The sequence below is a fragment of the Agrobacterium sp. NPDC090283 genome (genome assembly GCF_044769685.1).
GTDB lineage: Bacteria > Pseudomonadota > Alphaproteobacteria > Rhizobiales > Rhizobiaceae > Agrobacterium.
This window is the reverse complement of the sequence record NZ_JBIVYG010000001.1, coordinates 581,043-600,417: the sequence shown is the minus strand read 5'-3', so window position 1 is coordinate 600,417 and position 19,375 is coordinate 581,043. Positions and strand designations below refer to the sequence as shown.

General features: G+C 59.6%; 20 protein-coding genes and 1 riboswitch. Of the genes, 8 read left to right on the top strand and 12 right to left on the bottom strand.

The window, feature by feature from the left end; genetic code table 11:
• The 4 genes from ACIQUH_RS02980 to crcB form a co-directional block, all read right to left on the bottom strand.
• Window positions 1-792, bottom strand: a complete 792-nt coding sequence (locus tag ACIQUH_RS02980) for an ATP12 family chaperone protein (RefSeq protein ID WP_400812443.1) — start codon at window positions 790-792, stop codon at window positions 1-3.
• A 32-nt stretch (window positions 793-824) separates the two neighbouring features.
• On the bottom strand, window positions 825-1,490 hold the full coding sequence (locus ACIQUH_RS02975; RefSeq protein WP_400812441.1) for an HAD family hydrolase: 666 nt from the start codon (window positions 1,488-1,490) through the stop codon (window positions 825-827).
• Window positions 1,491-1,495: 5 nt separating this feature from the next.
• Window positions 1,496-2,485: an RluA family pseudouridine synthase gene (locus ACIQUH_RS02970; protein WP_400812439.1), complete on the bottom strand. Its 990-nt coding sequence runs from the start codon at window positions 2,483-2,485 to the stop codon at window positions 1,496-1,498.
• 66 nt (window positions 2,486-2,551) lie between these two features.
• On the bottom strand, window positions 2,552-2,929 hold the full coding sequence (gene crcB / locus ACIQUH_RS02965; RefSeq protein ID WP_400812437.1) for a fluoride efflux transporter CrcB: 378 nt from the start codon (window positions 2,927-2,929) through the stop codon (window positions 2,552-2,554).
• A 201-nt stretch (window positions 2,930-3,130) separates the two neighbouring features.
• On the opposite strand from crcB, the gene ACIQUH_RS02960 reads away from it, so the two are divergent.
• On the top strand, window positions 3,131-3,433 hold the full coding sequence (locus ACIQUH_RS02960; protein WP_035239747.1) for a hypothetical protein: 303 nt from the start codon (window positions 3,131-3,133) through the stop codon (window positions 3,431-3,433).
• A 238-nt stretch (window positions 3,434-3,671) separates the two neighbouring features.
• Here ACIQUH_RS02960 and ACIQUH_RS02955 read toward each other — a convergent pair whose 3' ends face one another.
• Together ACIQUH_RS02955 and ACIQUH_RS02950 are read right to left on the bottom strand one after the other, a co-directional pair.
• The gene (locus ACIQUH_RS02955; RefSeq protein ID WP_400812435.1) at window positions 3,672-4,643 is read right to left on the bottom strand and encodes a copper chaperone PCu(A)C; all 972 of its coding nucleotides are present in this window, start codon (window positions 4,641-4,643) and stop codon (window positions 3,672-3,674) included.
• 87 nt (window positions 4,644-4,730) lie between these two features.
• On the bottom strand, window positions 4,731-5,120 hold the full coding sequence (locus tag ACIQUH_RS02950) for a hypothetical protein (protein ID WP_400812433.1): 390 nt from the start codon (window positions 5,118-5,120) through the stop codon (window positions 4,731-4,733).
• Between the two features lie 163 nt (window positions 5,121-5,283).
• On the opposite strand from ACIQUH_RS02950, the gene ACIQUH_RS02945 reads away from it, so the two are divergent.
• The 5 genes from ACIQUH_RS02945 to ACIQUH_RS02925 all read left to right on the top strand — a co-directional run bounded on the left by ACIQUH_RS02945 (window position 5,284) and on the right by ACIQUH_RS02925 (window position 11,447).
• Complete coding sequence (locus tag ACIQUH_RS02945) at window positions 5,284-5,469, top strand: DUF3008 family protein (RefSeq protein ID WP_400812431.1); 186 nt, start codon at window positions 5,284-5,286, stop codon at window positions 5,467-5,469.
• Window positions 5,470-5,641: 172 nt separating this feature from the next.
• A riboswitch (glycine riboswitch) is annotated at window positions 5,642-5,729 on the top strand.
• A gap of 152 nt (window positions 5,730-5,881) precedes the next feature.
• Window positions 5,882-7,021: a glycine cleavage system aminomethyltransferase GcvT gene (gcvT, locus tag ACIQUH_RS02940; RefSeq protein WP_400812429.1), complete on the top strand. Its 1,140-nt coding sequence runs from the start codon at window positions 5,882-5,884 to the stop codon at window positions 7,019-7,021.
• A 239-nt stretch (window positions 7,022-7,260) separates the two neighbouring features.
• A complete protein-coding gene (gene gcvH, locus ACIQUH_RS02935; RefSeq protein WP_142855703.1) occupies window positions 7,261-7,623 on the top strand; it encodes a glycine cleavage system protein GcvH in 363 nt (120 codons plus the stop codon).
• Window positions 7,623-10,487, top strand: coding sequence for an aminomethyl-transferring glycine dehydrogenase (gene gcvP, locus ACIQUH_RS02930; protein ID WP_400812427.1), 2,865 nt, complete (start codon window positions 7,623-7,625; stop codon window positions 10,485-10,487). Before gcvH ends, gcvP begins: the two co-directional genes overlap by 1 nt.
• A 156-nt stretch (window positions 10,488-10,643) precedes the next feature.
• Entirely contained in the window at window positions 10,644-11,447 is an 804-nt protein-coding gene (locus ACIQUH_RS02925; RefSeq protein WP_400812514.1) for an endonuclease/exonuclease/phosphatase family protein, read from the top strand.
• Window positions 11,448-11,485: 38 nt separating this feature from the next.
• Here the strand turns inward: ACIQUH_RS02925 and ACIQUH_RS02920 are convergent, their stop codons facing one another.
• Window positions 11,486-11,989 (bottom strand): hypothetical protein, encoded by a 504-nt coding sequence (locus ACIQUH_RS02920; RefSeq protein WP_400812425.1) that lies wholly within the window; start codon window positions 11,987-11,989, stop codon window positions 11,486-11,488.
• A gap of 195 nt (window positions 11,990-12,184) precedes the next feature.
• Between ACIQUH_RS02920 and ACIQUH_RS02915 the strand changes: the two genes are divergently transcribed.
• Window positions 12,185-13,471 carry an MFS transporter gene (locus ACIQUH_RS02915; protein WP_400812423.1) on the top strand — a complete coding sequence of 429 codons (1,287 nt, stop codon included), beginning with the start codon at window positions 12,185-12,187 and terminating at the stop codon, window positions 13,469-13,471.
• 58 nt (window positions 13,472-13,529) lie between these two features.
• Here ACIQUH_RS02915 and ACIQUH_RS02910 read toward each other — a convergent pair whose 3' ends face one another.
• The 5 genes from ACIQUH_RS02910 to cysG form a co-directional block, all read right to left on the bottom strand.
• Complete coding sequence (locus ACIQUH_RS02910; protein ID WP_400812421.1) at window positions 13,530-14,342, bottom strand: ferredoxin--NADP reductase; 813 nt, start codon at window positions 14,340-14,342, stop codon at window positions 13,530-13,532.
• 148 nt (window positions 14,343-14,490) lie between these two features.
• A complete protein-coding gene (locus tag ACIQUH_RS02905) occupies window positions 14,491-14,997 on the bottom strand; it encodes a DUF934 domain-containing protein (protein ID WP_400812419.1) in 507 nt (168 codons plus the stop codon).
• A gap of 10 nt (window positions 14,998-15,007) precedes the next feature.
• Window positions 15,008-16,678, bottom strand: a complete 1,671-nt coding sequence (locus ACIQUH_RS02900) for a nitrite/sulfite reductase (protein ID WP_400812417.1) — start codon at window positions 16,676-16,678, stop codon at window positions 15,008-15,010.
• Window positions 16,679-16,686: 8 nt separating this feature from the next.
• Window positions 16,687-17,001 carry a DUF2849 domain-containing protein gene (locus ACIQUH_RS02895; RefSeq protein ID WP_400812416.1) on the bottom strand — a complete coding sequence of 105 codons (315 nt, stop codon included), beginning with the start codon at window positions 16,999-17,001 and terminating at the stop codon, window positions 16,687-16,689.
• Window positions 16,994-18,457: a siroheme synthase CysG gene (cysG, locus tag ACIQUH_RS02890; protein WP_400812415.1), complete on the bottom strand. Its 1,464-nt coding sequence runs from the start codon at window positions 18,455-18,457 to the stop codon at window positions 16,994-16,996. Before cysG ends, ACIQUH_RS02895 begins: the two co-directional genes overlap by 8 nt.
• A gap of 263 nt (window positions 18,458-18,720) precedes the next feature.
• On the opposite strand from cysG, the gene ACIQUH_RS02885 reads away from it, so the two are divergent.
• Complete coding sequence (locus ACIQUH_RS02885; protein ID WP_400812413.1) at window positions 18,721-19,308, top strand: deaminase; 588 nt, start codon at window positions 18,721-18,723, stop codon at window positions 19,306-19,308.
• Window positions 19,309-19,375 lie beyond the last annotated feature (67 nt).

The window sequence follows — 19,375 nt, the reverse complement described above, 5'->3', positions numbered from 1 at the left end:
TTAAGCAGCGCTCTTCAGCGACTCCAGAACATGGAGTGCGGCGCGCATGTCGATGAGCCTGACGGCGCGGCGTTCCAGCGCCTCCTCGTCCTCGCCCCATTGCTCGGCGGTCCAGTCTTCATCGAGATGGGCGAGCGCCCATGCTTCTTCCAGCGTCAGCTCTCCTTCCGCCAGTGCAAGGGCCAGAATGGCGGAACCGGTCAGCGAGGTCATGGTGTGCAGGGCGGCAAGCGCAATCGGTGTATCGTATTTTTTCAGCGTTACCGCAAAAGCCGCGATGGCTTCGCGCGGCTGGTCTTGATGCATGACGCCTTCGACGAGAATGAAGCGCGCTCCAAGCACATTGGCCGCCCAGTCAAGAACCGGATCCCAATGGTCCGTCTGGCGCGCAACCAGCGCTTCCGGATCGCCGGCGCGATAGCAGAGGAGATCGGAAGAGGAAAAACGGAGTATGTCTTCGAAAACCGCCTGGGTATCGTTGGCGACGCCATCAATGGCCGTGTTCACATGCCGCGAGACGGGCATGACCACCGGATTGACGACATCTTTCTGGGCATCCCATTCATCGCGAAGCAGTTCCGCCAGCGCGCGCGTCGGGACGGTCAGCGGCTTCTTGGCGGGGGTGCGCAGCGGCTTGCCATCGAGAAGAATGGCAAAGCTACCCTCCGCCTCGCCGACGGTGACATCCTTGTAGAAACGCTTGGGCAAAGGTTTTTGCATCTGGATTTGCGCGCGCAGGATCGGGTCGGGATGGCTGAGGCCCTCCGAAAGGTCGTTCAGGAGATCACGCATGGCACGTCCTCATCAGTCGGGTAGAAAAGGTTTTAGGGATTATCGGCCGGAACATAGGCCGGGATTTCTCGCGGGTGGCTGACGACCGCATCGGCGCCCGCCTTCCAGAGATCGTCGACCGAGGCATAGCCCCAGGCGACACCGATGGCTTTTGCACCCGCAGCCTTGGCCATCTGCATGTCATAGATCGCATCGCCGATCACGACAGTATCGGCCGGAACCATGCCGGTTTCATGGCAGCATTCCATCACCATGGCCGGGTGCGGCTTGGAGGGGCAATCATCCGCCGTGCGCGAAACGATAAAATGCTCGGCAAAGCCGTGGCTCTCGAGGATCTGGGTGAGTCCACGTCGGCCCTTGCCGGTGACAGCGCCGATCAGCACGTCGTCCCGTTTCGACAGCGTATAGATCAGCGGAGCGATACCGTCGAAAAGCGGTGTCGTGATTTCCGACCGTTCCTTCAGGGGGTGGTACACCTCCTTGTAACGCTGTGCCATCGCCAGCGCCTCGTCATCCACATGCGCCCTGCCGAGCATGCGGGCAATGGCAATATCGAGCGTCAGCCCGATGATCGCCTTGGTCTCGGAGATATCGGGCCGCGGCTTGCCGAAATCGGCAAAGGTTTCAGACATGACGGCATGGATCAGGCCGGCACTATCCACCAGTGTGCCGTCACAATCGAAAAGAACGAGCTTCATCGCTTTCAGTCTTCCCTATCGCCATCGGCTACGTCGAGGCCGAGCAGGTTCCAGGTCTGCACCATATGCGGCGGCAAGGGTGCGCTGACCCGAAGCCGGCCGCCATTCGGATGCGGTATGTCGATATGGCGCGCGTGGAGATGCAGGCGCTTCTGGATGCCTCCGGGGAAATCCCAGTTCGGATCGTCGATATAATATTTTGGATCGCCGATGATCGGGTGGCCCATATGCAGCGCGTGCACGCGAAGCTGATGGGTGCGGCCGGTATAGGGTTCCATTTCCAGCCAGGCGAGGTTCTGCGCGGCGGTATCGATGACGCGGTAATAGGAAACCGCGTGATCGGCCCCCTCTTCGCCATGCTTGGCGATACGCATGCGATCGCCGTCCATCGTCTGTTCCTTGACGAGCCAGGTGGAAATCTTGTCCTGATGCTTGCGCGGCACGCCCTTGACCAGCGCCCAATAGGTCTTCTTGGTATCGCGTTCGCGGAAGGCGGCTGTCAGCTTCTGTGCAGCACCGCGGGTGCGGGCAACCACCAGCACGCCCGACGTATCGCGGTCGAGACGGTGCACCAGACGCGGCTTTTCGCCCTTCTGGTTGGTCCAGGCTTCCAGCAACCCATCAATATGGCGGTTAACACCGGAACCGCCCTGCACGGCGATACCGGCCGGCTTGTTGAAGACGAAAACCTTGTCGTCCTCATGCAAGAGCATGCGCGCCAGGAGTTCGCCATCTTCGGAATGTTTGAGGTCCTTCGATCCGATCGGTCCGCTTTTGACCTTGAGATCGGAATCGACCGGCGGCACGCGCACCATCTGTCCCGGCTGAACGCGCGCATCCGTCTTTACCCGGCCGCCATCCACACGCACCTGGCCGGAGCGCAGAAGCTTCTGCAACTGTCCAAAACCAAGTCCGGGATAATGAATCTTGAACCAGCGATCGAGGCGCATACCGGCCTCGTCGGCCCCGACCTTGATATGCTCGATACCTGCCATGAAATTTCCAGTCTTTCTGTCCTGATCGCGCGCCCTATTCGCCAGCGCGCCGTTTGGACCAAGCCTTTAGAACAAACTGCGGCCCAAGGCCAGCCCGGCGAAAACCGCCGCAATAGAAACCACAAGGCTGGCAAGCACGTAAACGGCCGAAAGCCCGAGCGCGCCGCGTTCGAAAAGCGCAACCGCATCGAGCGAGAAGGACGAAAAGGTGGTGAACCCGCCGAGCACGCCGGTGACGAGGAAGAGACGCATTTCCATCGAGGCGTTCAGCCGCCGTGCCACAAGCTCGACCAGCAGACCGATCAGGAAAGATCCGACCACATTGACTGCCAGTGTCCCCCAGGGGAAATTCAGCCCCGCCAGTCGCACGCTCCACACGCCGACCAGATAACGGAAAACGGAACCGATTGCGCCGCCTATAGCGACAAGAGCGATATTGAGCATGGGGATGTTGTCTCCGGGGAAATGCCTGATCGGGCAGTCCGAGGCATTTCTAGACCATGGGAACCGCTAGAGAAACCCCTTTGCGCGGCGCTTTCGACCATTAAAATACGATTAAATTGCAGCTCCGCGATTTAGCCTTCCAACAATGGGCAGGTGTTATTCTCCGGGTTTTCAGGGTCGGCGAAGATTGCCGGAGGTTCGATGACACAGGTTCTTTCCGTTTCCGCGAATACAGCGGCCTATGCGCTGGAGGCGATGAAGCCGCCGCAACGCGTGCCGCGCAAAAGCGAGGTTGAAGAGGCTATTCACGAACTGGCGCGCAAGGCCGAACACGGGGACGACTTCCAGTTGCGGGGCCTGATGACGACGATCAAGCCGCCAGCCCTCACCCTCTATTTCCTGATCGCAAGCAGCCAGCGCCAGGAACCGCAGGCGACGCTGGAACAGGCCGTGGAGGCCTACGAGGAGAACAGCTTCACCTCAAAATCGGAAAGTAATTTATAAATCAGGTTGATATAAAGAGATTTTAATGTCTTTTCTTCAATTTCGCGCCATGTAAGTGGATCCGTGCATTCAGCTTGGTGTCAGACTGGTCTTCTAGATGTTTATGACCGAGTTCCGGAAAACCATATGGGCAAACGCCATCCTGCCTTTTCCGCCACGGCGCTGAAGAACAAACACGATAGATGAAAATTTGCGGCTACCGGACCTGTCACGCGTTCCGGTAGCCGTTTTTCATCGGTCAATTATGCTGGTGGTCGCCGCCGCCCTTGGCTGCGCCCGCGGACAGCACGATCTCGACCTTGCCGGCCTTTTCGAAGATCAGTGTCACCGGCACCTTGTCGCCTTCGGCAAATGGCTTCTTTACGTCAAAGAACATCATGTGCAGGCCGCCGGGCTTCAGTTCTACCGTCTGACCTGCGGGAATGACGATGCCGTCATCCAGCTTGCGCATTTTCATGACGTCGTTGACCATGGCCATCTCGTGGATTTCAGCCCGGCCGGCGGCGGAGGATTCGACACCGATCAGCTTATCGTCACTGTCGCCGGTGTTCCTGACCGTCACGTAACCACCGCCTACGGGCTGGCCCGGCAGCATGGCCTTGGTCGTACCGCCCGACACCTCGAGGCTGCCGGCCTTCACGACATCCATATCCATGGCGGAGTGATCATGGCCACCGGCATGCGCAGCCTTTGCGGCGACGCGAATGGTCGGAGCGGGACTTTTCAGGGAATGCGGATCGACGCCGGCCGCCGCCACTTCGTCCCAGGAAACCTTGCCCTTGTCGCCGCAGAGCTGCGTTACCTTGAATGGCAGATCCTGCCCTGCTTCGACGCCGGAAATCTTACCCTGCACGGCGAAGGTATCATAGAACTCGTCCGGCAGGTTGCCGCCCTTCCAGCGGATTTCGACCGGTCCGCTTTTGATCTCCTTGCCGTGGTTCTTGTAAGCCTTCTGGTAGTCTCCCTTGATGACCTCCAGTTCCCAGCCGGCCTTGGGCTGCGGCTTGGCGGAAATGAAGCCTTCCGGCAGCTTGATCTGAACTTCGGTGGTGGCGAGCCCGCCTTCGCAGCCATGCGGCACCTGAAGGGCCGCGACGACGGTGCTTTCCTGTTCGGCCGAACCGTCAACGAATGTGGCGTGAGCGAAAGCCTGCGCGGCCGAAACCGAGGCGACGAAAAGGCTGCAGGTGATGATCTTGGTGGTTTTCATTTGCTTGTCCCTGCGACTGCGATCCCTCTGGGTCCGTGCAGCCGCTCCGTGCCGCCAAAGGCGGCGATGATCCCGTAAAACGAAAAATCAGGTGGACAGGGATGGCGGGCCGCGCGCGGCAGGCTTCTGGATCGTCAGGACAGAGCGGAAGCTCCATTCCGCAGGCAGGCGATTGTCGAGCCAGGCGAATTGGGTCTTCAGCCAGCCAGCCGTATCGGGCATCGGCAGAAGAATGGAGGAGGCCAGCAGGCAGGCCTCGCAAAACAGGATGGCATCACCGGAATGGCTTGGGTCGTCCTTGGTATGGGAAGCGTTCACACCATTGCCGTGGCCGAGGCAGATTTCCGCGAAGGTGCCGTCCGGCAGCCTGTAACTCTCGTCCAGAGAAACGGCGGGGGCCGCGGCAAGGGCCGGCTTGTGGGCAAAACCGAGGGACAACATCAGGGTCGCGCAGAAAATGCGAAGCATTTTCTCCATCCCTGTCAGCCGTCGTATCCGATTTGCATCCATGATCCCATGCGATATCCCGCTTTCCGGCCGATTTCAAAGGGGAATTTTGCCGCAGGCTTAACAGTTGCAAGGAACAATCGATGCAAGGCGGCATTTTCCTGCCGGAACCATCATTTAAAGGAGGTCCGACATGCCAGCCAAATCGAAGGCCCAGCAGAAAGCGGCGGGGGCCGCACTGGACGCCAAACGCGGCGAAATGAAGAAATCCAGTTTAAAGGGTGCTTCAAAAAGCATGGAGAAGTCCATGACAGAAAAGGAACTTGAGGATTTCGCCTCGACGAAACGCAAGGGCCTGCCGGAGAAAAAAACAGACTGACGGCTCCTCTCATCCTCATTCCTCTGTTTGTCACAGGAATGAAGGTGGAAAGGCGGTGTCGACAAGGTTATGTGGTGCGGGGTGAATGACGATGGCGCAGATGGAGCAAGAATCTGTTCAGATGCGTCATTTGGTCCTTGCCAATAGCGGGGCTTCGAAGATAATGAGCGTCGCATCATCGTTGGGAGAAACCGCTTCAGTGCGGTGCCGAAGGAGCAACCGCCCCGGAAACTCTCAGGCAAAAGGACCAGCGGTGACGACGGAACTCTGGAGAGAAGCCACCTTGATCTAAAGGACGGCTCGCCGAAGGGATAACAATCTCAGGCGACAAGGACAGAGGGGGCTCTTGAACCGGCGCTTTTGCGCCATGACCTGAGCCCGCGCGATATCTCGCGCAACCCTGGAGGCGTCCTTGGACGATACCGCCGCGCTGAAAACCACGCCGCTGCATTCCCTGCACATATCGCTTGGCGCCCGCATGGTGCCTTTCGCCGGTTACGACATGCCCGTGCAATATCCGGCCGGCGTGCTGAAGGAACATCTTCAGACCCGCACCTCCGCCGGTCTGTTCGACGTGTCCCACATGGGTCAGGTGATCCTGAAAGCGAAGTCCGGCAACAATGAGGACGCCGCGCTTGCGCTCGAAAAGCTGGTGCCGGTCGATATTCTCGGTCTCAAGGAAGGCCGCCAGCGTTACGGTTTCTTCACCGACGAAAACGGCTGCATTCTCGACGATCTGATGATCACCAATCGCGGCGACCATCTTTTCGTCGTCGTCAACGCCGCCTGCAAGGATGCCGATGTCGCCCATATGAAGGCGCATCTCTCCGACGCCTGCGAGATCACCCTTCTCGATGACCGCGCCCTGATCGCGCTGCAGGGGCCGCGCGCCGAAGAGGTGCTGGCCGAACTGTGGACGAGCGTTTCCGAGATGAAATTCATGGATGTGCAGGAAGTGCCGTTGCATGACGTGCCCTGCATCGTTTCCCGTTCCGGTTACTCCGGTGAAGACGGGTTTGAAATCTCGGTTCCGGCAGACAAGGCGGAAGAGATCGCCAAGGCCCTGCTTGAGCACCCCGATTGCGAAGCCATCGGACTGGGCGCGCGCGACAGCCTGCGTCTGGAGGCCGGCCTTTGTCTCTACGGCAACGACATCGACACAACGACCTCCCCCATCGAAGCCTCGCTGGAATGGGCGATCCAGAAGGCGCGCCGCGCCGGTGGTGATCGCGAAGGCGGTTTTCCGGGTGCGGAACGCATTCTTGGCGAACTGAAGGACGGCACATCACGCCGCCGTGTTGGCCTGAAGCCCGAGGGCAAGGCGCCAGTGCGCGGCCATTCGAAGCTTTTTGCGGATGCTGAAGGCAAGACGGAAATCGGCGAAGTCACCTCCGGCGGTTTCGGCCCCTCGGTCGAAGGCCCCGTCGCCATGGGTTACGTGCCTGTTTCTTATGCCGCTCCCGGCACGGCGATCTTTGCGGAAGTGCGCGGCAAATATCTACCCGTCACCGTCGCCGCCCTGCCCTTCATCAAGCCCACCTACAAGCGGTAATCGATAATGGTCGAGCGAGCCGCTACCCCCCTCTGCCCTGCCGGGCATCTCCCCCTCAAGGGGGGAGATCGGCAAGAGGCTCTTTCGCAATTCCATTCTCAAACATTGAGAAGGTTGAACCTTAGCCGCAGACCGATCTCCCCCCTTGAGGGGGAGATGCCCGGCAGGGCAGAGGGGGGTATCCCGCTCCGACGGCCAATCACCCACTCACCAATTACTTTTCCAGAGAGGACGTCCCTATGCTGAAATTTACCGCAGAACACGAATGGCTGAAGTTCGAAGGCGATGTCGCCACTGTCGGCATCACCAGCCACGCCGCCGAACAGCTTGGCGATCTCGTTTTTGTCGAACTGCCGGAAGTGGGCGCCACCTTCGCCAAGGATGGCGAGGCTGCGACCGTGGAATCCGTCAAGGCGGCGTCCGACGTCTATTGTCCGCTGGATGGCGAAGTGGTGGAAATCAACCAGGCCATCGTCGATGATCCCTCGCTGGTCAATTCGGATCCGCAGGGTGCCGGCTGGTTCTTCAAGCTGAAACTTTCCAACGTCGCGGATGCCGATACGCTGCTTGACGAAGCGGCCTACAAGGAGCTGATCGCGTAATGACGACGCCCACCGAATTCCATTTCACCGACTACCAGCCCTATGATTTCGCCAACCGGCGTCACATCGGGCCGTCGCCGTCGGAAATGGCAGAGATGCTGAAGGTCGTCGGTTACAAGAGCCTCGACGCCCTCATCGACGCCACCGTTCCCTCCTCCATCCGCCAGAAGGTGCCGCTCACCTGGGGTGCGGCGCTGACCGAACGCGAGGCGCTGGATCGTCTTCGCGAGACGGCCAACAAGAACCAGGTCCTGACCTCGCTGATCGGCCAGGGCTATTACGGCACCATCACGCCGCCGGTCATCCAGCGCAACATCCTGGAAAACCCTGCCTGGTACACGGCTTACACCCCCTACCAGCCGGAAATTTCCCAGGGCCGCCTAGAGGCGCTGCTGAATTACCAGACCATGGTCTGCGATCTCACCGGCCTTGATGTCGCCAACGCATCGCTGCTCGATGAAGCTACTGCCGCTGCCGAAGCCATGGCCATGTGCCAGCGCGTCGCGAAATCCAAGGCGACCGCCTTCTTCGTCGATGCCAATTGCCATCCGCAGACCATTGCGCTGATCGAGACCCGTGCGGCCCCGCTCGGCTGGAAGGTTATTGTCGGCAACCCGTTCACCGATCTCGATCCGGTCGACGTGTTCGGCGCGATCTTCCAGTATCCCGGCACCCACGGTCATGTCAGCGATTTCTCCGGCCTGATTTCCCGCCTGCACCAGACGGGCGCGATTGCGGCCGTCGCCGCCGATCTTCTGGCGCTGACGCTTCTGAAGTCTCCGGGCGAAATGGGTACTGACATCGCCATCGGCACCTCGCAGCGTTTCGGCGTTCCGGTCGGTTATGGCGGTCCGCACGCAGCCTATATGTCCGTCAAGGACGCGCATAAGCGCTCCATGCCCGGCCGTCTGGTCGGCGTTTCCGTCGATGCGCGCGGCAACCGCGCCTACCGCCTGTCGCTGCAGACCCGCGAGCAGCATATCCGCCGCGAAAAGGCCACGTCGAACATCTGCACCGCGCAGGTGCTGCTCGCCGTCATGGCTTCAATGTACGGCGTCTTCCACGGCCCGCAGGGTATCAAGGCGATTGCCCAGCAGACCCACCAGAAGGCCGTGCTGATGGCCAAGGGTCTGGAAAAGCTCGGCTACACCATCGAACCGGAAACCTTCTTCGACACGATCACCGTCGAAGTCGGCCATATGCAGGGCGTCATCCTGCGCTCGGCCGTGGCGGAAGGTGTGAACCTGCGCAAGGTCGGCGCGACCAAGATCGGCATGAGCCTTGATGAGCGTACGCGCCCGGCAACGCTGGAAGCCGTCTGGCGTGCGTTCGGCGGCAATTTCTCGATTTCGGATTTCGAGCCGGACTATCGTCTGCCGAAGGACCTGCTGCGCACCAGCCAGTACATGACGCATCCGATCTTCCACATGAACCGTGCCGAAAGCGAGATGACCCGTTACATCCGCCGTCTTTCGGACCGCGATCTGGCGCTCGACCGCTCGATGATCCCGCTCGGTTCGTGCACCATGAAGCTTAACGCCACGGCGGAAATGCTGCCGATCACCTGGCCGGAATTTTCCGACATCCACCCCTTCGTACCTGCCAATCAGGCGCTCGGTTACAAGGAGATGATCGACGATCTCTCGGAAAAGCTGTGCTCGGTCACCGGGTACGACGCTTTCTCCATGCAGCCGAATTCCGGCGCGCAGGGGGAATATGCGGGGCTTCTGACGATCCGCAACTATCATCTCGCCAATGGCGGCACGCATCGCGACGTCTGCCTCATTCCAACCTCGGCGCATGGCACCAACCCTGCCTCGGCGCAGATGGTCGGCATGAAGGTTGTGCCGGTGAAGGTGCGGGATAACGGTGACATCGATATCGATGATTTCCGCGCAAAAGCAGAGCAGTATGCGGAAAACCTCTCGTGCTGCATGATCACCTATCCGTCCACCCACGGCGTGTTCGAGGAGACGGTTCGCGAAATCTGCGAGATCACCCATAAGCACGGCGGACAGGTCTATCTCGACGGCGCCAACATGAACGCCATGGTTGGCCTTGCCCGTCCCGGCGATATCGGCTCCGACGTTTCGCACCTCAACCTGCACAAGACCTTCTGCATTCCGCATGGCGGCGGCGGTCCGGGCATGGGACCGATCGGTGTCAAGGCGCATCTGGCGCCTCACCTGCCCGGCCATCCGGCGACGGACGGTCGTGAGGGTGCGGTGTCTGCCGCTCCGTTCGGTTCGCCGTCGATCCTGCCGATCTCCTGGAGCTATTGCCTGATGATGGGCGGCGAAGGGCTGACGCAGGCGACCAAGGTGGCGATCCTCAACGCCAACTATATCGCCGAACGACTGAAGGGCGCTTATGACGTGCTCTACAAGTCCGAGACCGGTCGCGTGGCGCATGAATGCATCATCGATACCCGGCCGCTTGCGGATAGCTGCGGCGTGACGGTTGACGATGTGGCAAAGCGCCTGATCGATTGCGGTTTCCATGCGCCGACCATGAGCTGGCCGGTTGCCGGCACGCTGATGATCGAGCCGACGGAATCCGAAACCAAGGCGGAAATCGACCGTTTCTGCGATGCGATGCTGGCGATCCGCGAGGAGGCCCGCGACATCGAGGAAGGCCGTGCGGACAAGACCAACAACCCGCTGAAGAACGCGCCGCACACGGTGGAAGACCTGGTCGGCGAATGGGATCGTCCCTATAGCCGCGAAAAGGGCTGCTTCCCGCCCGGCGCCTTCCGCATCGACAAATACTGGTCGCCGGTCAACCGCATCGACAATGTCTATGGCGACCGCAACCTCATCTGCACCTGCCCGCCGATGGAGGCCTATGCCGAGGCGGCGGAATAAAGGCAGCACTGCAACCGACATACGAAGGCCCGGAGCGATCCGGGCCTTTTTCGTTTTGGCAGGGCCTTCGCTATCTGGCCATCACGCTTCCGAATGATTGATCGTGGCATATCCCGTGTTAAACAGATGACGCCGCGACGTGGGGATGGAGTGGGAATGCGTCTGATTTGCCTGAATGGTTGGGGCGGAAAGCTTCATGACGAGCTCGTTCCCTATATTGCCTTGTCTGACCCCGATATCTTATGTCTGCAGGAAGTGGTGCACACACCAGCCGCCACGCAGGACTGGCTGAGCTATCGTGATCACGGCATTGACTTGCCGCAGCGGGCGAACTTTTTCCGCGATGTCACAGAGGCCTTGCCAGATCATGTGGCGATATTTTGCCCCGCGGCGCAGGGGGACCTCTGGCAGGGCAAAATACGATATCCTTCCCAATTTGGGCTAGCGACCTTCGTTCGCAAATCCCTCGCCATCATTGCGCAGGCGCAGGGTTTCGTACACGGCGTCTTTTCGGCTGACGGATATGGCGATCATCCACGTTCACGCACGGGCCACGCCATCAGGGTTTTCGACTTCACAACCGGGCAGCCCGCCGTCATCGCCCATATGCATGGGCTGCGCGACCTCGACGGCAAGCAAGATACATCCGCTCGTCTGGCGCAGGCAAAACGCCTCGTCCAACTTGTGAAAAACATTGCGGAGGATGGCGACAGGATCGTCGTCTGCGGCGACTTTAATGTTCTGCCTGATAGCGAAACCTTCGCCGTGTTGAAGGAACTGGATCTCACCGAACTCGTCACGACACGGGGCTTTACCGACACCCGGACCTCGCATTATGCCAAACCGAACCGTTATGCGGATTACATGCTGGTCAACCCGGCTGTAGAGGTCGATCACTTCGATGTGGTGAGACAGCCTGAGGTTTCGGACCATTGCCCGCTGTTGCTCGAGTTCCGTTAAGATTCGAACGCCCCACCCGTCATTTTCCCGCGGCTGTCTTAGCGTACAAGCCGGATATCGCTCGTCACCACCGTCTTGCCGGTCCGTCCGTCCTTGTCGGTGGTGCGCAACCGCAGGCCATTCTCGCCAACCTTCTCAATGGTCATGGCGGCGACACGGTCGCCGTTGATGTCGCGATTCCAGCGGACGGTCAGGTTGATCGCATTTCCCTGTCTCGTGCCGGAAAGGGCAGACGGGCGGCCGGAAGGGCCGGTATAGGCGCCGCTATAGCGCCCGCCCTTCGTCGAGAGATCGGCGGCGATTGCGCGCTTTACCACAAGCAGTCCCCGGCAAGTACCGGACATGTTGAGCGAAGACGCTCCGGTATTGGAGTTGAGCGTACAGTTTACGCTGATCGGCGGCGTGCCGATGCGGGTAATCACGGTTCCCTTGCCCGCCCAGGTGCCTTTCAGCGACGAGAGGAATTCGCGTTCATCCGCATGTGCGGGCTGTGCGCCGAGCAATCCGGCAGAAAATAAAATCGCAAAAGCTTTGGTCTTCATGGCGAGTATCCGTTTTTTCCACGAAGGCTAACTCGCTTGCGTCGGTAAACGTTCCTTCGGCCTATTCTGCAACCATCAAAAATAGCGGTGGACCAATATTTCTATTGTGCCTGTGCAACCAAATGCGGGCACAGATGTTTCTCGCCAGCCTCAATCAATTCCCATCTTCTCGCGCATATTTTCGGAGCATATTTCATGACGACGATCGGCGTTTCGGCAGCGCGCGGCAGCCTTCCTTCCGGTGGCCTGCCCCGCAGCGGTGGCATTTCAGACCGCACGCTTTTTGCTCTTGCCGCACTGAACTTTTTCCTCGCCGATGCCCGCGACGGCCTTGGGCCGTTTCTGGATGCCTTTTTAGCGACAAAGGGCTGGTCTTCGCTTTCGCTGGGCATGATCGCCACGGTGGGTGGCCTCGTCGGTCTGCTTGCAACGCCGCTCTGTGGCGCGCTGGTGGATGGCACAACGTGGAAAAGGACACTGCTCGCCATTTCCGTCATCCTCGTGACCATCGGCGCGCTGATCACGCTGATCTTTCCGGATACATGGATCGTCTGGACCGGTCAGATCATGACGGCCGTCGTCGGCGCCGTGGTCGGGCCGGCACTTGCCGGCCTCACACTCGGCCTTGTCGGCGAACGTCTGTTCTCCCATCAGATCTCACGCAACGAGTTCTGGAACCACGGCGGCAATTTCGCCTCGCTTTTCGCGACATATGTGGTGGTTACCTTCTTCGGCATGAACGGCATCATCGGCCTCATGCTGCTGACCGCTGCAGGCGCATTGGTCGCGACGGCGGCCATCGACCCTAATCGAATCGACCACAAGGTCGCCCGCGGCCTTGCCGAAGACAAGGGAGAACCCGGCCCATCCGGCATCAAGGTGCTGCTGCAGGAGCGCGGGTTGATCTTTCTCGCCATCATTCTGCTTGTCTTCCACTTCGGCAACGCGCCGATGAGCCGGTTGATCGCGCAGGATTTCGCCATCGAACTGCAGACGCCCTTCCGCACCACCGCCATCATCACCGGCGTCGCACAATTCGCGATGATCTTCGTCGCCGCAATGGCCCCATGGCTGATACGCCGTTTCGGCCTCTCGACCGTTTTTATCATCGCGCTGGTCGCCCTGCCGATACGCGGTCTTCTCGCCTCAGCCTTTACGGATTTCTGGGTGATCTTCCCGGTGCAGTTTCTCGATGGCGTTGGCGCCGGCCTGCTCGGCATCGTCACCCCGGTTGCGGTGGAGAGGATTTTGAAGGGCACCGGTCGTTTTAATGTCGGCCTTGCCAGCGTCATGATGGTTCAGGGTATCGGCGCATCATTCAGCAATGTCGTCGCAGGCTGGCTGGTGACGAAGGGCGGTTATTCGCTGTCGCATCTCGTCGGCGGCGGCATTGCCGCTATCGCCATCGGGCTTTTTCTTCTCTATCGCAATGAGATAGCGCCGAACCGGAATGACGACACCGCCTCTCACCACCGGCACTGAAAGCGCAAACAAAAAGGAGGCCTGACGGCCTCCTGAACTCTCGTTGTTGGTTATGTGATCAACCGACGAAAGCGCGCTCGATGACGAATTCGGCGGGCTTGTTGTTGGCGCCTTCGTTAAGGCCGGCCTTTTCAAGCAGTTCCTTGGTGTCCTTCAGCATGGCCGAAGAACCGCAGATCATGCCGCGATCGATGGCGGGGTCGAGTGCGGGAACGCCGAGATCCGCAAACAGCTTACCGTTTTCGATCAGCGTGGTGATGCGGCCCTGGAAGGGATAATCTTCGCGGGTGACCGTCGCATAATGCTTGAGCTTGTCGCCAACGATCTCGTTGAGGAATTCATGGTTCCTGATTTCCTCGACCAGATCGAAGCCGTATTTCAGCTCGGCCACGTCGCGGCAGGTGTGGGTGAGGATCACCTCTTCGAACTTCTCGTAGGTCTCCGGATCGCGGATCAGGCTCGCGAAAGGCGCGATGCCGGTACCGGTGGAGAACATGTAAAGCCGTCTGCCGGGGGTCAACGCGTCCAGAACCAGCGTGCCTGTCGGCTTCTTGCGCATCAGCACGGTATCGCCGGGCTTGATCGCCTGAAGATGCGAGGTCAGCGGGCCGTCCGGAACCTTGATCGAGAAGAATTCCAATTCCTCGTCCCAGGCGGGGCTGGCGATGGAATAGGCGCGGTAGATCGGCTTGTCGCCAACCATTAGGCCGATCATGGCGAACTCACCGGAACGGAAACGGAAACCGGCCGGACGCGTCATGCGGAAACGGAACAGATGATCCGTATAGTGCTCCACCGACAAAACCGTCTCGGCGTAAACACCGTCAGGTATCTTGATCGCGAAATCTTCCGTCTTGGCTGGCGCGTTCATTTCAGGTTCCGTCCATTCTTATTCGATAGGCGACATTCTCCAACCGGGCAATTATACCATTCTTGCCGAGGTTTGAAGACATGAGAATATCAATACTGCCATGTGCGTAGGAAATATGTATCAAAAACTCATATTTCCACGCAACGTGTCATAGAGACGCACGGCGACGCCAGCTATAGGCCTCACCGCTGCTCGCCGGCCGGGCCGTCGGCTGATAATAAACCGGGATTTCCGGCAGGCGATTTTCGGACAGGCGGCGGATCGCCGTACCGTTCGTTACCGCAAAGCTGGTAAAACCGGTGCGCAGCATCAGCGGCACCTGATCGATCAGAACATCGCCGACCGCCCTCACCTCGCCTGCAAAACCGAGGCGGCTGCGCAGCAAAGAGGCGTGGCTGAAACCACGGCCGTCATTGAAGGCCGGGAAGCTTACGGCGACAAGATCGATACGATCAAGGTAAGGGCCGAGCTGGATGACATCATCGGCCGGTGCAATCAGGACACCGAGACCGATATCGTTGCTTTCGGCAGCGCGAACCAGAAAATCGGCGAGCGGCAGCAGAGGCTTCTGCTCGGCTGTCGCCTTCAATTCTTCCGTTTCGATCACCCAGGGATCGTTTTCCACGAAGCCGTCGCGGTTCCAGATTTTCGTCATGGCATTCTCCTCAGGCAGCTTCTGCAGCGGAACCGTAGAGCGCATCCTTGAAGGGCTGCGGTCCGACGCGGCGATAGGCTTCGAGGAAGTTTTCTTCCTTCGAAAGGCGAAGCCCGAGATAGGTATCGACGATGGTTTCAATGGCATCGGTCACCTTCTCCGGCTCGAAACCACGGCCGATGATTTCACCGATCGAGGTGTTTTCGTCGCCCGATCCGCCGAGTGTGATCTGGTAGAGTTCCGCGCCCTTCTTCTCCACGCCCAGCAGGCCGATATGGCCGACATGGTGGTGACCGCAGGCGTTGATGCAGCCGGAAATCTTGATCTTCAGCTCGCCGATTTCCGCCTGACGTTCGGGCGCGCCGAAGCGGGTGGAAATTTCCTGCGCCACCGGAATGGAGCGCGCATTGGCGAGCGCGCAATAGTCCAGCCCGGGACAGGCAATGATATCGGTGATCAGCCCGGCATTGGCGGTCGCAAGGCCAGCACCTACCAGTGCACGATAGACCGGCTCGAGATCGGCCAGCGCCACATGCGGCAGGATGATGTTCTGCTCATGGCTGATGCGGATTTCGTCGAAGGCATATTCTGCGGCGATATCGGCGACGAGCTCCATCTGCTCGTCGGTCGCATCGCCCGGAATGCCGCCGATCGGCTTCAGCGAGATCGTCACCATGCCGTAATCGGGATGCTTGTGCGGCGCGACGTTCTGCTCGACAAAACGGGCAAAACCTTCATCCGCCCGCTTCCAGCGCGCCAGGCTTTCCCAGCCTTCCGGCCGGTCCTTCAGCGCCGGCGGCGCGAAGTAATGGGTGATTGCCGCGATATCCGCATCCGGCAGCTTCAACTCGGTGTTCTTGAGTTCCGCGAATTCGACCTCGACCTGACGGGCCAGCTCTTCCGCACCGGTCTCATGCACGAGGATCTTGATGCGCGCCTTGTATTTGTTGTCGCGGCGGCCGTGCAGGTTATAAACGCGCATGATCGCCGTGGTGTAGGACAAGAGATCCTCTTCCGGCAGGAAGTCACGGATTTTCTTGGCGATCATCGGCGTGCGGCCCTGCCCGCCGCCGACATAGACGGCAAAACCAATCTCGCCCTTGTCGTTCTTTTTCAGATGCAGGCCGATATCGTGAACCTGAATGGCGGCGCGGTCGCGCTCGGCACCCGTGACGGCGATCTTGAACTTGCGTGGCAGGAAGGAGAATTCCGGGTGGACGGAAGACCACTGACGCAGGATTTCCGCATAGGGACGCGGATCGGCGACCTCATCGGCGGCCGCACCGGCGAAATGATCGGCGGTGACGTTGCGAATGCAGTTGCCGGAGGTCTGCAGCGCATGCATTTCCACGCTCGCCAGTTCGGACAAGATATCCGGCGTGTCGGAAAGGCGCGGCCAGTTGTACTGGATGTTCTGACGGGTGGTGAAGTGGCCGTAACCACGGTCATATTTGCGGGCGATGTGGGCCAGCATCCGCATCTGCTTGGAATTCAGCGTACCATAGGGAATGGCGACGCGCAGCATATAGGCATGCAGCTGGAGATAGACACCGTTCATCAGGCGCAGCGGCTTGAACGCATCCTCGGCCAGCTCGCCGGACAAACGGCGCTCGACCTGATCGCGAAACTGTGCCACGCGGCCTTCAACAAATGCGTGATCGAACTCGTCGTAACGGTACATCTTCTTCCTCAGACTGCGATGAATGCTGCATCGGCCGGCTTGTAACCGGCGGCATAGTGCATGGTGGGGCCGGCGGCGCGAATGCGTTCGCGAAGACGCGTCGGCCAGAGCTTGCCATCCTGCTCGACGACATCGACGATGGCAACGTCCACGACCTTGTTGGCGGAGAAATCCCGCTTGCCGATTTCCTCCAGCGAGGCGATGGCCTCCGCATGGCGCGCCACGATCGCGTCCTGCAATGCCTCGGTCCATTCGCCATTGGCGTCGAGCCAGACGGCGATGCCGTCGCTCAGGCGATTGGCGGTCAAAACCTTGTCAACCATTCACATACTCCCGTTTGAGGCCCGTCGGCTTGACTGCAAGCGCAAGCGCCTCGGATCTGTCGAAATTGGCGCCCGCAACGGCATCGCCAATAATGACCATGACCGGACCGGTCAGCTCATCGCGATGTTCGAGGTCGGGCAGATCATTCAATGTGCCATGCAGCAGGCGACGATCCGCGCGGCTGGCGTTTTCAATAACGGCAACGGTGGTTTCCACACCCAGCCCCGCTTCGATCAGCCGCGTCGCCACAGAGGCGGCAACGCTGCGGCCCATGTAAACGGCGATTGTTGCGCCGGAAACGGCAAGACGGGCCCAATCGGGCAGGACATCGCCGGTCAGATCGTGGCCGGTGGTGAAAATCAGCGACGAAGCGACGCCACGCAGCGTCAGAGGCAATTCGAAATCCGCAGCGGCAGCGAAGGCCGAGGTGATGCCAGGCACGATTTCGTAAGCGATACCAGCCTCGCGCAGCGCCGCCATTTCCTCGCCCGCCCGGCCATAGACCAGCGGATCACCGGATTTGAGGCGCACGACGCGCTTTCCGTCTTTTCCCAGACGCACCAGCAGGCGGTTGATCTCTTCCTGCGACTTGCTGTGGCAACCCTTGCGCTTGCCGACGGAGAGCCTTTCGGCATCGCGGCGGCCCATATCGACAATCGCCTGCGGCACCAATGCGTCGTAAACGATAACATCGGCCTCCATCAGCACGCGCTGTGCGCGCAGCGTCAGCAAATCTTCAGCGCCCGGTCCCGCGCCAACAAGCCAGACACGGCCTTCACTGCGTTCGGGCGATTGCAGCAACCGGTCGACGGCCTGGCGGGCGGAGAGCGTGTCCCCAACGGCGACCGCATCCGCCACAGCACCGGAAAAGAACCGCCGCCAGAAATTGCGGCGCAAGGCGCCCTTTGGCACGTTCTCCTCGGCCGCGTCGCGATATTGCACGGCAAGCCGTGCAAGCTTGCCAAGTGACGGCGACAACATCTGGTCGATGCGGGCGCGGATCATCTGAGCGAGAACCGGCCCTGCCCCTTCCGTGCCGATAGCCACGGCGACGGGCGCGCGGGTCACGAGCGCCGGGGTGAAGAAATCGCAAAATGCCGGCTGATCCACCGCATTAGCGGGAATTTTCCTGGCGCGCGCGGCGGTGACGATCTCGCGGTCCAGAGCCTCATCGCCGGTCGCGGCAAAGACCAGCGTGGCCCCGTCGATCAACGGGATGGCGAAAGCAAAAGCCCGGTGATCGATACCGTTTTCGCTGATATAACGCGAAAAATCCGCTTCCGGCCTGTCGGCATAGGCAATGATATGCGCGTTGGTGTTGGCGAGAAGCCTTACCTTCGCGAAAGCCTCGTCACCATTGCCGAAAACAGCCACCTGCCGTCCCTCGACCCGGAAGAAAGCGGGGAAGGTTGAAAGGCGGTCGCCAGCAGTGGAAAAATCATGTTCGTTGCGCATTGGACATATATCCCGCATTGCGGTGCAAGATTGAAGAAACAGAAATTCAAGCCTTTCCGACACCTGGATTTTTATTTCTCGAAGACCCCCGTTTTGGAGGAAAACAAACCGGCAATGATTTTTAGAGCTTTGGCAGGGCTTTAGAATCCCCTCGGAATCCCTTGACAAAGCGGGTGCCCGCGCCGAACAAGGAACGACAATCACCTGTCGATTTCTCCATGTGAAGACCGCTTTTGACTGAAGCGGCACGAAGGATCAGACCCTTGACCAGCCAGACGCTTGCCCCCCGCCTCCTCAATGTCATCGAACACGATATTCTGCCCTTGACGGCCCGCGGCGTCAGCCTTGGCAACAAGGTCTTCGGTGCGGCGATCCTGCGTAAATCCGACCTGTCACTGGTGGTTGCCGAGACCAATAACGAGCTGGAAAATCCGCTCTGGCACGGCGAAGTTCATACGTTGAAGCGGTTTTACGAATTGGGCGAAAAGCCGAACACCAGGGAACTGATTTTCCTCTCCACCCACGAACCCTGCACCATGTGCATGTCCGCCATCACCTGGGCCGGCTTCGATAATTTCTATTCCTTCTTCAGTCACGAGGATTCGCGTGACGCTTTCGCGATCCCTCACGATCTGAAAATCCTCAAGGAAGTTTTTGGGCTGGAACCGGGCGGTTATCGTCGCAACAATGCCTTCTGGAATTCTTTCTTCATTGCCGATCTGGTGGAGGGCGAGGACGATCCGCTGAAAAGCGCGCTGAAGGCCCAGACAGCCCGCATCAAGGCTGCTTATGACGATCTCTCCACCAGCTACCAATCATCCAAGAGCGACAACGATATTCCGCTGAATTAGAGCATTTCCGGGAAAACTGCGTAGTGCTTTTCCGTCCGGACAATGCGTAAAACTGAAAATGAAGGTT

Excerpts from the sequence above, each read along its gene's own strand:
- ACIQUH_RS02960 (WP_035239747.1), top strand. The coding sequence starts at position 3,131 with ATGACACAGGTTCTTTCCGTTTCCGCGAATACAGCGGCCTATGCGCTG.
- ACIQUH_RS02950 (WP_400812433.1), bottom strand. The coding sequence starts at position 5,120 with ATGGAGAAAATGCTTCGCATTTTCTGCGCGACCCTGATGTTGTCCCTC.
- ACIQUH_RS02980 (WP_400812443.1), bottom strand. The coding sequence starts at position 792 with ATGCGTGATCTCCTGAACGACCTTTCGGAGGGCCTCAGCCATCCCGAC.
- ACIQUH_RS02915 (WP_400812423.1), top strand. The coding sequence starts at position 12,185 with ATGACGACGATCGGCGTTTCGGCAGCGCGCGGCAGCCTTCCTTCCGGT.
- crcB (WP_400812437.1), bottom strand. The coding sequence starts at position 2,929 with ATGCTCAATATCGCTCTTGTCGCTATAGGCGGCGCAATCGGTTCCGTT.
- ACIQUH_RS02945 (WP_400812431.1), top strand. The coding sequence starts at position 5,284 with ATGCCAGCCAAATCGAAGGCCCAGCAGAAAGCGGCGGGGGCCGCACTG.
- ACIQUH_RS02925 (WP_400812514.1), top strand. The coding sequence starts at position 10,644 with ATGCGTCTGATTTGCCTGAATGGTTGGGGCGGAAAGCTTCATGACGAG.
- ACIQUH_RS02910 (WP_400812421.1), bottom strand. The coding sequence starts at position 14,342 with ATGAACGCGCCAGCCAAGACGGAAGATTTCGCGATCAAGATACCTGAC.
- ACIQUH_RS02900 (WP_400812417.1), bottom strand. The coding sequence starts at position 16,678 with ATGTACCGTTACGACGAGTTCGATCACGCATTTGTTGAAGGCCGCGTG.
- ACIQUH_RS02955 (WP_400812435.1), bottom strand. The coding sequence starts at position 4,643 with ATGAAAACCACCAAGATCATCACCTGCAGCCTTTTCGTCGCCTCGGTT.
- ACIQUH_RS02920 (WP_400812425.1), bottom strand. The coding sequence starts at position 11,989 with ATGAAGACCAAAGCTTTTGCGATTTTATTTTCTGCCGGATTGCTCGGC.
- ACIQUH_RS02895 (WP_400812416.1), bottom strand. The coding sequence starts at position 17,001 with ATGGTTGACAAGGTTTTGACCGCCAATCGCCTGAGCGACGGCATCGCC.
- ACIQUH_RS02975 (WP_400812441.1), bottom strand. The coding sequence starts at position 1,490 with ATGAAGCTCGTTCTTTTCGATTGTGACGGCACACTGGTGGATAGTGCC.
- gcvH (WP_142855703.1), top strand. The coding sequence starts at position 7,261 with ATGCTGAAATTTACCGCAGAACACGAATGGCTGAAGTTCGAAGGCGAT.
- ACIQUH_RS02905 (WP_400812419.1), bottom strand. The coding sequence starts at position 14,997 with ATGACGAAAATCTGGAACCGCGACGGCTTCGTGGAAAACGATCCCTGG.
- cysG (WP_400812415.1), bottom strand. The coding sequence starts at position 18,457 with ATGCGCAACGAACATGATTTTTCCACTGCTGGCGACCGCCTTTCAACC.
- gcvP (WP_400812427.1), top strand. The coding sequence starts at position 7,623 with ATGACGACGCCCACCGAATTCCATTTCACCGACTACCAGCCCTATGAT.
- ACIQUH_RS02970 (WP_400812439.1), bottom strand. The coding sequence starts at position 2,485 with ATGGCAGGTATCGAGCATATCAAGGTCGGGGCCGACGAGGCCGGTATG.